15 protein-coding genes are annotated in these 13758 nt (G+C 61.5%); 10 read left to right on the plus strand and 5 right to left on the minus strand.

What is annotated here, in order from left to right:
* Positions 1 to 40 precede the first annotated feature (40 nt).
* Positions 41 to 274, plus strand: coding sequence for a DUF1161 domain-containing protein (locus NPS46_RS13370; protein WP_274107870.1), 234 nt, complete (start codon positions 41 to 43; stop codon positions 272 to 274).
* 6 nt (positions 275 to 280) lie between these two features.
* Here NPS46_RS13370 and NPS46_RS13375 read toward each other — a convergent pair whose 3' ends face one another.
* On the minus strand, positions 281 to 694 hold the full coding sequence (locus NPS46_RS13375; protein ID WP_274107872.1) for a hypothetical protein: 414 nt from the start codon (positions 692 to 694) through the stop codon (positions 281 to 283).
* A 108-nt stretch (positions 695 to 802) separates the two neighbouring features.
* Between NPS46_RS13375 and NPS46_RS13380 the strand changes: the two genes are divergently transcribed.
* Positions 803 to 1894, plus strand: a complete 1092-nt coding sequence (locus NPS46_RS13380) for an aminopeptidase (RefSeq protein WP_425312741.1) — start codon at positions 803 to 805, stop codon at positions 1892 to 1894.
* A gap of 37 nt (positions 1895 to 1931) precedes the next feature.
* Here the strand turns inward: NPS46_RS13380 and NPS46_RS13385 are convergent, their stop codons facing one another.
* Together NPS46_RS13385 and NPS46_RS13390 are read right to left on the minus strand one after the other, a co-directional pair.
* Entirely contained in the window at positions 1932 to 2582 is a 651-nt protein-coding gene (locus tag NPS46_RS13385; RefSeq protein ID WP_274107876.1) for an HAD family hydrolase, read from the minus strand.
* Positions 2583 to 2610: 28 nt separating this feature from the next.
* On the minus strand, positions 2611 to 3159 hold the full coding sequence (locus tag NPS46_RS13390; RefSeq protein ID WP_274107878.1) for a gamma carbonic anhydrase family protein: 549 nt from the start codon (positions 3157 to 3159) through the stop codon (positions 2611 to 2613).
* Positions 3160 to 3213: 54 nt separating this feature from the next.
* Between NPS46_RS13390 and prlC the strand changes: the two genes are divergently transcribed.
* Together prlC and NPS46_RS13400 are read left to right on the plus strand one after the other, a co-directional pair.
* Positions 3214 to 5301: an oligopeptidase A gene (gene prlC / locus NPS46_RS13395; RefSeq protein ID WP_274107880.1), complete on the plus strand. Its 2088-nt coding sequence runs from the start codon at positions 3214 to 3216 to the stop codon at positions 5299 to 5301.
* Positions 5298 to 5579: a YheV family putative zinc ribbon protein gene (locus tag NPS46_RS13400; RefSeq protein WP_274107882.1), complete on the plus strand. Its 282-nt coding sequence runs from the start codon at positions 5298 to 5300 to the stop codon at positions 5577 to 5579. The genes prlC and NPS46_RS13400 overlap by 4 nt, the downstream gene beginning before the upstream one ends.
* A gap of 89 nt (positions 5580 to 5668) precedes the next feature.
* Here NPS46_RS13400 and NPS46_RS13405 read toward each other — a convergent pair whose 3' ends face one another.
* Positions 5669 to 6307, minus strand: a complete 639-nt coding sequence (locus NPS46_RS13405; protein ID WP_274107883.1) for a dual specificity protein phosphatase family protein — start codon at positions 6305 to 6307, stop codon at positions 5669 to 5671.
* 181 nt (positions 6308 to 6488) lie between these two features.
* On the opposite strand from NPS46_RS13405, the gene NPS46_RS13410 reads away from it, so the two are divergent.
* Both NPS46_RS13410 and NPS46_RS13415 read left to right on the plus strand, forming a co-directional pair.
* A complete protein-coding gene (locus NPS46_RS13410; protein WP_274107884.1) occupies positions 6489 to 7547 on the plus strand; it encodes a PA0069 family radical SAM protein in 1059 nt (352 codons plus the stop codon).
* 123 nt (positions 7548 to 7670) lie between these two features.
* Positions 7671 to 8402 carry a carbonic anhydrase gene (locus NPS46_RS13415; protein ID WP_274107886.1) on the plus strand — a complete coding sequence of 244 codons (732 nt, stop codon included), beginning with the start codon at positions 7671 to 7673 and terminating at the stop codon, positions 8400 to 8402.
* A 54-nt stretch (positions 8403 to 8456) separates the two neighbouring features.
* Here the strand turns inward: NPS46_RS13415 and NPS46_RS13420 are convergent, their stop codons facing one another.
* On the minus strand, positions 8457 to 9107 hold the full coding sequence (locus tag NPS46_RS13420; RefSeq protein ID WP_274107888.1) for a hypothetical protein: 651 nt from the start codon (positions 9105 to 9107) through the stop codon (positions 8457 to 8459).
* 367 nt (positions 9108 to 9474) lie between these two features.
* On the opposite strand from NPS46_RS13420, the gene coxB reads away from it, so the two are divergent.
* The 4 genes from coxB (at position 9475) to NPS46_RS13440 (ending at position 13758) form a co-directional block, all read left to right on the plus strand.
* Positions 9475 to 10602, plus strand: a complete 1128-nt coding sequence (coxB, locus tag NPS46_RS13425) for a cytochrome c oxidase subunit II (RefSeq protein WP_274107891.1) — start codon at positions 9475 to 9477, stop codon at positions 10600 to 10602.
* A gap of 82 nt (positions 10603 to 10684) precedes the next feature.
* On the plus strand, positions 10685 to 12277 hold the full coding sequence (gene ctaD, locus NPS46_RS13430) for a cytochrome c oxidase subunit I (protein WP_274107893.1): 1593 nt from the start codon (positions 10685 to 10687) through the stop codon (positions 12275 to 12277).
* 10 nt (positions 12278 to 12287) lie between these two features.
* Positions 12288 to 12836, plus strand: coding sequence for a cytochrome c oxidase assembly protein (locus NPS46_RS13435; RefSeq protein WP_274107895.1), 549 nt, complete (start codon positions 12288 to 12290; stop codon positions 12834 to 12836).
* Between the two features lie 34 nt (positions 12837 to 12870).
* The gene (locus NPS46_RS13440; protein WP_274107897.1) at positions 12871 to 13758 is read left to right on the plus strand and encodes a cytochrome c oxidase subunit 3; all 888 of its coding nucleotides are present in this window, start codon (positions 12871 to 12873) and stop codon (positions 13756 to 13758) included.

Consider the following 13758-nt stretch of genomic DNA (forward strand, 5'->3'; position numbering starts at 1 on the left):
CGCCGACCTCCCGGTGCGCTGCGACAAGGGAGCCACGCACATGAAACATTTCGCCCTGGGGTTTATCTGCTGCGCCCTGGCCACTTCGGCCCTGGCCGCGCCCAAGCCCTGTGAAGCACTCAAGACCGAGATCGAGACCAAGATCCAGGCCGCCGGTGTGGCGTCCTACACCCTGGAAATCGTCAGCAACGACGATGTAAAGGACAAGAACATGGTCGTGGGCAGCTGTGAAAATGGCAGCAAGAAAATCATCTACCAGAAGAACGACGAGTAACCCGGGCTACGGCAGGCAGCGAGCCAGGCGCTCGCGGGCGACGACCTGGCCACTGGCGTCATACAGCCGCGCGCTGGGCGTCATCACAATGGACCGTGCTTCAAGCCGATAACGCTGGCCAGCCTGGAAGTCATCATAGCGTACCGTCAGGTAGCACAAGCGCTCGCTGGGCTCGGTATCGATCCCCATGCCGCTGCTGTAGATCTCAAAATCAAAACGCACCTGCAACTCATGGCTGCCGGGGCTGACCTGGAAATAACGACCGTCATCGAGTTTGCGATTGTCCAGGCGTTCGGCCATGACCAGCTTGCCGGTCATGGTCGACAAGTCGACCCAGGCCATCTGCGGATCGACCTCGGGCAAGGGGCTGGCGCAGCCACTCAGGGCAGCCAGGGCAAGCAGGATCAGGGGTTGGCGCATAACGCTGTCCAGGTGGGTTCAAGCCTTAAGCATAGCCTTGATCGCCACGACTGGCAGCCTCGCGGCCTGGCAGGCTAGTCTCTGTGTCTGCTGCCCTGGATCCCCCGAATCGTGAATAAACCCCTCGCAAGCCGTCTTTCCCTTCTCGCCTTGCGCACCGCGCTGACGGGGGCCCTGGCCCTATGGCTCGGTGGCTGCTCCAGCCTGGGTTACTACAGCCAACTGGGCAGTGGCCAATGGCGACTGCTGCAGGCACGCGAGCCGGTGGCGGCAGTGATTGACGACCCCACCCGCGACCCGCGCCTGCGTGCACAACTGGCCCAGGCCCAGAAGGCGCGGGACTTCGCCAGTGCACAGTTGCACCTGCCGGACAACCGCAGCTACCGGCTCTATGCCGATATCCAGCGGCCGTACGTGGTGTGGAATGTATTCGCCACTCCGGAATTTTCCCTGAGCCCGCAAACCCATTGCTTCCCCATTGCCGGCTGCGTCGCCTACCGCGGCTACTACAGCCAGGGCGCGGCCCGCGGCGAGGCGGCGCTGCAACGCCAGCAGGGCATGGATGTGTATATCGGCGGAGTCGAGGCCTATTCGACCCTGGGCTGGTTCGACGACCCGATCCTCAGTTCGATGCTCACCTGGGGCGACGAACGCCTGGCCAGCCTGATTTTCCATGAGTTGGCCCACCAGCGTTTCTATGTGCAGGACGACACCGAGTTCAATGAGTCCTTCGCCCATTTCGTCGAACAGGAGGGTAGCCGCCAATGGCGCGCCGCCCGCGGTTTGCCACCATTGCAAATTGACCAGGCGCGCCAGCGCGAGCAATTTATCCAGCTGATTCTCGACGCCCGCGAACGCTTGCACACGCTCTATGGCCAACCCTTGGCGCCCGCGCAGATGCGGGCGGGCAAGCAAGCCGAGTTCGCCCGTTTGCGCACGGACTACCAACAACTGCGCGACAACCAATGGGCAGGAGACAAACGCTACGATGCCTGGGTGTATACGCCGCTGAACAACGCCAAGCTGCTGCCCTTCGGCCTTTATGACAAATGGGTGCCAGCCTTTGCCGCCCTGTTCCAGCAGGAACAGGGCGACTGGCAGGCGTTCTATCGCGCCGTGGAAACCCTCGGCGCATTACCCATGCGCGAGCGCAAGAGCGCGCTGCAACACCTGGCTCAGACGCAGAAAAACGCGCCGTAACCCTTGACTCGCGATCACAGCCGGCGGCGGCCTGCGTTCACCCGCGAATAAACGCCTGGTGCAACTCGGCCAGGGTCTGGAAGTGATAAGCCGGCTGCTCGGCCGCCAGCTCTTCGGCGCTGCCAAAGCCATAGCCCACCGCCGCGGCGTCCAGGCCATTGCGGGCCGCGCCGATCAAGTCGTGCTTACGGTCGCCGATCATCAATGTCTCACGCGGGTCCAGGCCTTCTTCGCTCAGCAGATGGGCAATCAGCTCGACCTTGTCGGTGCGCGTTCCATCCAGTTCGCTGCCATAAATCACCTTGAAGTGGCGGGCAAAGTCGAAATGCCGGGCGATCTCGCGGGCAAATACCCACGGCTTGGAGGTGGCGATATACAGCTGCCGGCCCTGCCCGCCCAGGGTTTCCAGCAAGGGCGTTACGCCTTCGAACACCTGGTTTTCATAGAGCCCATTGACCTTGAAGCGCTCGCGATAAAAATTTACCGCGTCCCAGGCTTTCGCCTCGTCAAAGCCATAGAACTGCATAAAGGCCTGCAACAGCGGCGGGCCGATAAAGTGTTCGAGCTTGCGCAAGTCGGGCTCTTCGATACCCAGCTTGCCCAGGGCGTACTGGATCGAACGGGTGATGCCCTCACGCGGGTCGGTCAGGGTGCCGTCGAGGTCGAAGAGAATCGTCTGGTAGTGCATGCAATATCCTGGTCTGTATAAAAAACGCTCAATCGATCCGGTCATAGCCTTCGGCCAGGTGCTGATCCTTGAGCTTCACGTAATTCGCGGCGCTGTAGGTGAAAAAGGCTTTTTCCTTATCTGTCAGGGCACGGGCCTGCTTGACCGGGCTGCCGACATAGAGAAATCCGCTGGCCAGGCGCTTGCCCGGCGGCACCAGGCTGCCAGCCCCCACAATCACATCGTCTTCGAGCACGGCACCGTCCATCACAATGCTCCCCATACCGATCAGCACCCGGCTGCCCACCTGGCAGCCATGGAGCATGACTTTATGGGCGATGGTCACATCGTCGCCGATCAGCAAGGGAAAACCTTCGGGATTGAACGGCCCGGCATGGGTGATATGCAGCACGCAGCCGTCCTGTACGCTGGTGCGCGCGCCGATGCGGATCCGATGCATATCGCCCCGAATGGTGGTCAGCGGCCAGACCGAGCTGTCGGTACCGATCTCGACATCGCCGATCACCACCGCCGAGCGGTCGACGAAGGCCCGTTCGCCGAGCACAGGCGTGTGGTTTTGATACTTGCGAATAGCCATGATCGACTTCCTCTATTTTGCTGATAGCTGCGGTGAGCGCCGATTGTAATTAAGATGCTCCCATGTTTCTTCCAGCCAAGGTGCCAAACCGTGAGCGTGAACAACCCTCTTCTGCAGCCCTACGACCTGCCGCCGTTCTCGGCGATCCGTGCCGAGCACGTGCAGCCGGCCATCGAACAGATCCTCGCCGACAACCGCGCGGCCATCGCCACGATCCTCGCCAGCCAGGGCCAGCAACCGAGCTGGGCCGGCCTGGTCCTGGCCATGGATGAGCTCAATGATCGCCTGGGCGCCGCCTGGAGCCCGGTCAGCCATCTGAATGCGGTGTGCAACAGCGCTGAACTGCGCGAAGCCTATGAGGCGTGCCTGCCCGCCCTGAGCGCCTATGCCACCGAGATGGGCCAGAACCGCGCATTGTTCCAGGCCTTCGAAGCCCTGGCCAATAGCCCTGAAGCCGCCGGCTTCGATGTGGCGCAGAAAACCATCCTCGAACACTCGCTGCGCGACTTCCGTCTGTCGGGCATCGACCTGCCGCCGGCCGAGCAGAAACGCTATGCCGAGGTACAAAGCAAGCTGTCCGAGCTGGGCAGCCGTTTCTCCAACCAATTGCTCGATGCAACCCAGGCCTGGACCAAGCACGTCACCGACGAAGCCGCCCTGACCGGTCTGACCGACTCGGCCAAGGCCCAGATGGCCGCTGCGGCCGAAGCCAAGGGCCTGGATGGCTGGCTGATCAATCTGGAATTCCCCAGCTACTTTGCAGTAATGACCTACGCCCACGACCGAGCCCTGCGCGAAGAAGTCTACGCGGCGTACTGCACCCGCGCCTCGGACCAGGGCCCGAATGCCGGTCAGAACGATAACGGCCCGGTGATGGAAGAGATCCTCGACCTACGCCAGGAATTGGCCAAGCTGCTGGGTTTCACCAGTTTTGCCGAGTTGAGCCTGGCCACCAAAATGGCCGAATCCAGCGACCAGGTGCTGAGTTTCCTACGGGACCTGGCCAAGCGCAGCAAACCCTTTGCCGCCCGGGACCTGCAACAGCTCAAGGCCTATGCCGCCGAGCAGGGTTGCGCGCAGTTGCAGAGCTGGGACAGCGGTTTCTACGGCGAGAAGCTGCGTGAGCAGCGCTACAGCGTGTCCCAGGAAGCCCTGCGCGCCTACTTCCCGATCGACAAAGTGTTGGGCGGCCTGTTCGCCATTGTCCAGCGCCTGTATGGCATCGAGATCGCCGAGCAGAAAGGCTTCGATACCTGGCACCCGGATGTCCGCCTGTTTGAAATCAGCGAGAACGGCCAGCCGGTAGGGCGTTTCTTCTTCGACCTGTATGCGCGCGCCAACAAGCGTGGCGGCGCCTGGATGGACGGTGCCCGCGACCGCCGCCGTACCGCCGACGGCGTGCTGCAACGCCCCGTGGCCAACCTGGTGTGCAACTTCACGCCGGCGGTCGCCGGCCAGCCGGCCCTGCTGACCCATGATGAAGTCACCACCCTGTTCCACGAGTTCGGCCACGGCCTGCACCACCTGCTGACCCGCGTCGAGCATGCCGGGGTTTCCGGGATCAATGGCGTGGCCTGGGATGCCGTCGAGCTGCCTAGCCAGTTCATGGAAAACTGGTGCTGGGAGCCCGAAGGCCTGGCGCTGATCTCCGGCCATTACGAAAGCGGCGAACCGCTGCCTCAGGATCTGCTGGAAAAAATGCTCGCGGCGAAAAACTTCCAGTCCGGCCTGATGATGGTGCGCCAGCTGGAGTTCTCGCTGTTCGACTTCGAGTTGCACGCCACCCATGGCGATGGTCGCAGCGTGCGGCAGGTACTCGAAGGTATCCGCGACGAAGTCTCGGTCATGCGCCCACCGGCCTATAACCGCTTCCCGAACAGCTTCGCGCATATCTTCGCCGGCGGTTACGCGGCGGGGTACTACAGCTACAAGTGGGCAGAAGTGCTGTCGGCAGATGCCTTTTCGCGCTTCGAAGAAGAAGGCGTACTCAATGCCGAGACCGGTCGCGCGTTCCGCGAAGCGATCCTGGCCCGTGGTGGCTCCCAGGCACCGATGGTGTTGTTCGTCGACTTCCGTGGACGCGAGCCGTCCATCGATGCCCTGCTGCGTCACTGCGGCCTGAGCGAAGAGGCAGCAGCATGAGCGACGCCCCTGTGACCAAGACCAAGAAGCGCTTTATCGCCGGGGCGGTCTGCCCGGCGTGCAGCGAGCCAGACAAACTGATGATGTGGAACGAGAATGACGTACCCCATCGCGAGTGCGTGGCCTGCGGGTATGCCGACACCCTCAATGAACAGGGCCTGTCGGTGCCCAAGGAGCTGGGGACGCGGGTCAATGTGGCGACGCCCAAGCCGGCGGACAGCAAGGTGCAGACTGTGCAGTTCTTCCCCAATCCCAAGCTGAAAAAACCCCAGGACTGACCTCGCGCCTTCAAGAGAACCGAAGGACGAACCCGCTTATCCAGGCCTAAAAAACCGCTCATCCAGAGCGGTTTTTTTCAGCCTGCCGCTTACGCCCCGGCGGACTTGAGCCAGCTTTTCAACGCACAGGTGGCGTAGGGGCTGGTACTGCACGCGCCGCTGGCCAGCGCTTCGCGTAGTTTGTCGACATCGGCATGCATCATGTAGCGAATGCTGTCCTTGAAATGGTCATTTTCGCCAAACCCGCCCTGAGTCATTTCACTGATGGCTTCATCCTTGCTCCAACCCTGGATCACCACGCGGTACATGGCCGCAATCAGCCCCGTGCGATCGGAGCCATGCTTGCAATGCATCAGCACCGGGCCTTCGGCTTCAGCCGCACGAATGGCGCGCAAGGCGGCAATGATGTCGGCATCGTCGACGTGGTTGGTCCGATAAGGCTGCTGCACCCGCGTGATATTGCCAGGTGGCAGCCAGCTGTCGTCCGACTCCGGAAGAAAGTTGACCACGGTGCCGATCTGCAACGACTGCAGCAGGGCGACGGCCTTGGCATCGGGCAAGGCACTGCGATACAGCGTCGGGGTCATCTGGTGCAGGTTGTATTGGGTACCCACGGGCTGGGCCCATTGGACCGGGCGCTCGGCACCGGCCTCGTCAGCCTGGGCACCCGGTGTTGTCCATAGCAGGGCGAGCATCAGGAAAATGGCAAGGCGGCGTAGTCTGGGCATGCTGGGAGTAACCGAGGCAGTGATGGACAAGGCCCGCAGCTTCGATGAGGCACGGTCAAAGGACTGTGAGGGCTTTGTCAAAAACTCATGAAGAGCGATCTCGGCCAAGTGACCCAGCGGTGCTAGGCAGGGTCGCACGGCTCGTATACTGTATATAAACACAGCATACGAGATGCTTCCCATGAACACGGCTCTACCACCCCGGGGTCGCGGTACCGGTCACAATCCGCACAACCGTTTTGCCCCGCGTCGCTCCCAGGCCGAGGACGATGGCTGGTACCAGGAAGCACCGCTGACCCAGGGCACCGAAGTGCGGATCGAAACGGCCAAGACCATCATCACCCGCAACAGCTCGCCGGACCTGCCGTTTGACCGCTCGATCAATCCTTATCGCGGTTGCGAGCACGGTTGCATCTACTGCTATGCCCGCCCCAGCCACGCCTACTGGGACCTGTCGCCAGGGCTCGATTTCGAAACCAAGCTGATCGCCAAGACCAATGCCGCTGCCGTACTTGAGCAGCAGCTGTCCAAACCCGGCTATCGCTGCGCGCCGATCAACCTGGGCTCCAATACCGACCCCTACCAACCCATCGAGCGCGAACAGAAGATCACCCGGGGCCTGCTCGAAGTGCTGCTGCGTTATCGCCACCCGGTGACGATCGTGACTAAGGGCTCATTGATTCTGCGCGACCTCGACCTGCTGGCCGAACTGGCCGAGCAGCGCCTGGTGGCCGTGATGATCAGCCTGACCACCCTGGACGACGAGCTCAAGCGCATTCTCGAACCACGCGCTGCGGCGCCCAAGGCACGCCTGCGGGCGATCCGGGTCATGCGCGAGGCCGGAATACCGGTCGGGGTGCTGTGCTCGCCGATGATTCCGATGATCAATGACAGCGAGTTGGAGCGCCTGCTCGGCGAGGCCCACGCAGCCGGAGCGCAGAGCGCGGCGTACATGCTGCTACGCCTGCCGCTGGAGGTCGCGCCGCTGTTCGAGGAGTGGCTCGCCGCCCATTACCCACAGCGAGCGGCGCACGTACTGAGCCTGGTTCGCCAGTTGCGCGGGGGCGACCTCTACGACAGCCGCTTCGGCGCACGCATGCGGGGCGAAGGGCCTTTTGCCGATCTGCTGGCCCAGCGCTTCGCCGTGGCGATCAAGCGACTGGGGCTCAATCGACGGCAGGGCTTCAATCTCGACTGCAGCGCCTTTTGTCCGCCGGGAGGGCAGATGTCGCTGCTCTGAACGCTGAATGGGCACGGGCGGTCTATCGAAACCGGGGACGGATCTATACTGTAGCCGCCGTCAGGCAATGCCTTGTTACGGCCGATTGTGCCGTACCTTTCCATTTGTTGAAGAGAGTGAATCATGAGTGACCAGGACTCGCGGCCTACAGCCGAGCCGCAAACCGCCCAAACCGATGCTGAAACCGCCGACATTGCGCTGCGGCATATCGTTGACGGTTTCCTGCACTTTCGCCATGAGGTCTTTCCACAACAGGAAGAACTGTTCAAGAAGCTCGCCACTGCCCAACGGCCTCGCGCGATGTTTATCGCCTGCGCCGATTCACGCATCGTGCCCGAGCTGATTACCCAGAGCTCCCCCGGCGACTTATTTGTGACGCGTAACGTCGGCAATATCGTGCCGCCCTATGGGCAGATGAACGGCGGTGTCTCCACGGCCATCGAATACGCGGTGCTGGCGCTGGGCGTGCACCACATCATTGTCTGCGGGCATTCCGATTGCGGGGCCATGCGTGCGGTACTCAACCCGCAGAGCCTGGAGAAGATGCCGACGGTCAAGGCCTGGCTGCAGCACGCCGAAGTGGCGAAAACGATGGTCCAGGAAAACTGCAACTGCGCCGACGAAAGCGAAAGCATGCACGTGCTCACCGAAGAGAACGTGATTGCCCAACTGCAACACCTGCGCACTCATCCGTCGGTGGCTTCGCGCATGGCCAATGGGCAGCTGTTTATCCATGGCTGGGTCTACAGCATCGAGACCAGCGAGATCAAGGCGTACGACGCCGACAAGGGCTGCTTCCTGCCGCTGGACGGCCCGCTGCCAATTCCCATGGCCACACCCAAGGCCCGCTTCTAATCCCGGTCCTCTGTAGGAGCGAAACAACTCACTCCTACAGGGTTTCCAAGGGGATCAAGCCGCAGGTTGGTCCAGCTCCAGCTCGACCCCGAGTTGGCGTGATAGGCACGGCCAGCGCTTCCAGGCAGCTTGCGTATCCGGGCTGTTGAGACGCTCGCGATAGCTCTCTACCGACTCCAGCGCAAAACTCTCCTCATTGAGCATTTCATCGATCGCATGGTGCACCGCTTCGTCCAGCTGGTTGGCGAAGGCTTCGCCGATCAGTTGGTGAGCGATCAGGTTGGCCACGGTGGTGTCCAGCGGGATCAGCGGCAGCCCGAAGTGCTTGATATAGAGATCGTTGATCTCCTCGACCAGGCGATGCGCCAGGTAGGCTTCGTCCAACAGGCTGTCGAGGCCTTCGTGCCCGGCCATGATCGCCGGCGGCTGGCTAAAGAAATGCTCGGCAATCTTGAGCACCGGCTTGATCTGCGACTCGATACCGGCTTCACGGGCCACTTCGTTGGCGGCGTCCAGGAGGTCCGGGACCTGGTCGATATAGGCGGCGACAAAACGAGTCATCACACCCTGGGCATCGACATCGGGCACCTGGATCGCAGGGTGCAGGTGGGGCAACTGGCTTTCCAACTGGCGCGTCAGCTGGCCGGTACTGGCCTCGTGCTGATGGGCTCGAAGGATCTGCTCACGCAATGCTGCGGTGTTCATGACAGCTCCAGAAACGGCAAGGAAATAGGGAAAATACAAGGTAGCTGGCTTACGAAGCCGTCTAAGACGTATTTGTCATAATTATTTCATGGTTATAGGCATGCGTTATATCCAATTGCCATCATCCATCTGCCGTTTGTCGTGATTTACCGGTCGAACCCGGGGGTTTTTCCAACTGCGGGCGATTTTCCCGATCGCGTTGCGAGGTACGAGTCGCTGTCTATACTCGGGTCTGTATGAAGTGAACTGATGATGTCCGACTGCATGTGCAGCCTTGGCTCGGCAGGAAGTTTCGTAGTCTTACAGCCGCTCCCTTGGACGCAGGTGAAAGCCGGCGGGATAACAAGAACGATAAGGGGAACCCGCAATGATGCGACATCCACGAGTCTGGATGGGCCTCCTGTTGTGGTCGATATTCAGCCAGGCGCAGGCCGCCTGGACAGTGAATATGGCGCCTGGAGCGACCGAGGTGAGCCACGCGGTATTCGACCTGCACATGACCATTTTCTGGATCTGTGTGGTCATCGGTATCGTGGTCTTCGGCGCCATGTTCTGGTCGATGATCATGCACCGTCGCTCCACCGGCCAGGTGGCAGCGAAATTCCATGAAAGTACGACGGTCGAGATTCTCTGGACCGTGGTGCCCTTCCTGATTCTGGTGGCCATGGCCGTTCCGGCCACGAAGACCCTGATCAATATCTACGACAGCAGTGAATCGGATGTGGACATCCAGGTCACCGGCTATCAGTGGAAATGGCACTACAAATACCTGGGCCAGGATGTCGAGTTCTTCAGCAACCTGGCCACGCCCGCCGAGCAGATCCATAACCAGGCGACCAAGGGTGAGCACTACCTGCTGGAAGTCGATCAACCGCTGGTGCTGCCGGTCGGGGCCAAGGTGCGCTTTCTGGTGACTGCCGCCGACGTGATCCACTCCTGGTGGGTACCGGCCTTTGCGGTCAAGCGCGATGCGATCCCGGGCTTCGTCAACGAAGCCTGGACCCGGGTCGAGAAGCCCGGCCTCTATCGCGGGCAGTGCGCCGAATTGTGCGGCAAGGACCATGGCTTCATGCCGATCGTGGTCGAGGTCAAGTCCAAGGCCGACTACGACACCTGGCTGGCCGAGCGTAAGGAAGAAAGTGCCAAGCTCAAGGAGCTGACCAGCAAGGACTGGACCCTGGACGAGCTGGTCGCCCGTGGCGACAAGGTCTATCACACCACCTGCGTCGCCTGCCACCAGGCCGAAGGCCAGGGCCTGCCACCGATGTTCCCGGCCCTCAAAGGCTCGAAGATCGCCACCGGGCCGGCCGCCGATCACCTGAGCCTGGTTTACCACGGCAAACCCGGTACCGCCATGGCTGCTTTCGGCAAACAACTTTCGGAAGTCGATATCGCTGCCGTCGTGACCTACGAACGCAATGCCTGGGGCAACAACAAGGGCGACATGGTGACGCCCAAAGACGTTCTGGCGCTGAAACAGGCAGAAAGCCAATGAGCCCGCCCATCGCGTTGTTCCGCCACCGGGCCGGGCTTGATGCCGGCCGCCGCCTCGTATTTGCGATTGCAGGAGACAGGACATGAGTGCAGTGATCGATGACCACGGTCATGCCGGCCATGACCACGCCCACGGTCCCGCCAAGGGCTTGATGCGCTGGGTGCTGACCACCAACCACAAAGACATCGGGACCATGTACCTGTGGTTCAGCTTCGCGATGTTCCTGCTCGGCGGCTCGTTCGCCATGGTGATCCGCGCCGAGCTGTTCCAGCCCGGCCTGCAGATCGTCGAGCCGGCGTTCTTCAACCAGATGACCACCATGCACGGCCTGATCATGGTGTTCGGGGCCGTGATGCCGGCCTTTGTCGGCCTGGCCAACTGGATGATCCCACTGATGATCGGCGCGCCGGACATGGCCCTGCCGCGCATGAACAACTTCAGCTTCTGGCTGTTGCCGGCAGCGTTTCTGCTGCTGGTCTCGACCCTGTTTTCACCGGGTGGCGGGCCGAACTTCGGCTGGACCTTCTACGCCCCGCTCTCCACCACCTACGCACCGGAAAGCGTGACGTTCTTTATCTTCGCCATCCACCTGATGGGGATCAGCTCGATCATGGGCGCGATCAACGTGGTCGCGACCATCCTCAACCTGCGTGCCCCGGGCATGACGCTGATGAAAATGCCGCTGTTCGTCTGGACCTGGCTGATCACCGCGTTCCTGCTGATCGCGGTAATGCCGGTGCTGGCCGGTTGCGTGACCATGATGCTGATGGATATCCACTTCGGCACCAGCTTCTTCAGTGCCGCCGGGGGCGGTGATCCGGTCTTGTTCCAGCACGTGTTCTGGTTCTTCGGCCATCCCGAGGTGTACATCATGATCCTGCCGGCCTTTGGCGCCGTCAGCTCGATTATCCCGACCTTTTCCCGCAAGCCGCTGTTCGGCTACACCTCCATGGTCTACGCGACGGCGAGCATCGCCTTCCTATCGTTTATCGTCTGGGCGCACCATATGTTCGTGGTGGGCATCCCGCTGGTGGGTGAGCTGTTCTTCATGTACGCCACGCTGCTGATCGCGGTGCCGACCGGGGTCAAGGTGTTCAACTGGGTCAGCACCATGTGGCAGGGTTCGCTGACCTTCGAGACGCCGATGCTGTTCGCGGTGGCCTTCGTGATCCTGTTCACCATCGGCGGTTTCTCCGGCCTGATGCTGGCCATCGCCCCGGCGGACTTCCAGTACCACGACACCTATTTCGTGGTCGCGCACTTCCACTACGTCCTGGTGCCGGGAGCAATCTTCGGGATCTTCGCCTCGGCCTATTACTGGCTGCCCAAGTGGACCGGGCATATGTACGACGAAACCCTGGGCAAGCTGCACTTCTGGCTGTCGTTCGTCGGCATGAACCTGGCGTTCTTCCCAATGCACTTTGTCGGTCTGGCCGGCATGCCACGCCGGGTGCCGGACTACAACCTGCAGTTCGCCGACTTCAACATGGTCTCATCGATCGGTGCCTTTACCTTCGGCGCCACGCAGATCTTCTTCCTGTTTATCGTGATCAAGTGCATCCGTGGCGGCCCGCCAGCACCGGCCAAGCCCTGGGACGGTGCCGAAGGCCTGGAGTGGAGCGTCCCCTCGCCCGCGCCTTACCACACCTTCACCACCCCGCCGCAAGTGAAGTGAGGAGCCGCTGATGGCCGACTCGACCCCGATCAGGCGCCTGGTAACACGGCTGCTGTTGCTGGTGGTGACCATGTTCGCCTTCGGCTTTGCCCTGGTGCCGATCTACGACGTGATGTGCAAGGCGTTCGGCATCAATGGCAAGACCGCCGGGCAATACGCAGGCCAGCAGGTGGTCGATCCGAGTCGGCAGGTGCGGGTGCAGTTTCTGTCGACCAATGCCATCGACATGGTCTGGGAGTTCCATTCCAAAGCCGATGAAATCTCGGTCAATCCAGGGGCGGTCAACGAGATGGTGTTTATCGCCTACAACCCCACCGACAAGCCGATGACCGCCCAGGCGATCCCGAGTATTTCCCCGGCGGAAGCGGCGATGTACTTCCACAAGACCGAGTGCTTCTGCTTTACCCAGCAAGTGTTGCAACCGGGGCAGCGAATCGAGATGCCGGTGCGCTTTATCGTCGACCGCGACATGCCCAAGGATGTGAAACACCTGACGCTGGCCTACACGCTGTTCGATATCACCGCTCGCCAGCCGCCTGTTGCACGGACAGGTGGCTAGGCCATCAAAGCGTGCCCGATAAGGAGAACAATAAATGGCAACTCATGAGCACTACTACGTACCCGCCCAGAGCAAATGGCCAATCATTGCCACGGTCGGCATGCTGATCACGGTGGTCGGCCTGGGTACCTGGTTCAACGACCTCAAGGCCGCACGCCCGGACTCCCATGGGCCGCTGATTTTCTTCGTCGGCGCCCTGTTCCTGGCCTACATGCTGTTCGGCTGGTTTGGCGCGGTGATCAAGGAAAGCCGTGCCGGCCTCTACAGCCCGCAGATGGACCGCTCGTTTCGCTGGGGCATGACCTGGTTCATCTTTTCCGAGGTGATGTTCTTTATCGCCTTCTTCGGGGCGCTGTTCTATGTGCGGCACATGTCTGCGCCCTGGCTGGCGGGCGAAGGCGCCAAAGGCATCGCCCATATGCTCTGGCCACAGTTCGAGTTCGCCTGGCCACTGCTCAACAACCCCGATCCCAAACTCTTCCCGGCGCCCAAAGGCACCATCAGCCCCTGGGGCCTACCGCTGCTCAACACCATCCTGCTGGTCAGCTCCAGCGTGACCATCACCATCGCCCACCATGCCCTGAAAAAGGGCCATCGCGGCGCGCTGAAGCTCTGGCTGGCGCTGACCGTGCTGCTGGGCCTGGCGTTCCTGGGCTTCCAGGCCGAGGAATATATCCACGCCTACCATGAACTGGGCCTGACCCTAGGCTCGGGCGTCTACGGCGCGACCTTCTTCATGCTCACCGGCTTTCACGGCGCCCACGTCACCATCGGCACACTGATTCTGTTCGTGATGCTGATGCGCGTGATGCGCGGGCACTTCAATGCCGAACACCAGTTCGGCTTTGAGGCAGCCAGTTGGTATTGGCACTTTGTCGATGTGGTCTGGATCGGCCTGTTTGTTTTCGTCTACGTGCTCTGA

Origin of the sequence: Pseudomonas putida (assembly GCF_028682395.1) — a bacterium.
GTDB lineage: Bacteria > Pseudomonadota > Gammaproteobacteria > Pseudomonadales > Pseudomonadaceae > Aquipseudomonas > Aquipseudomonas putida_AB.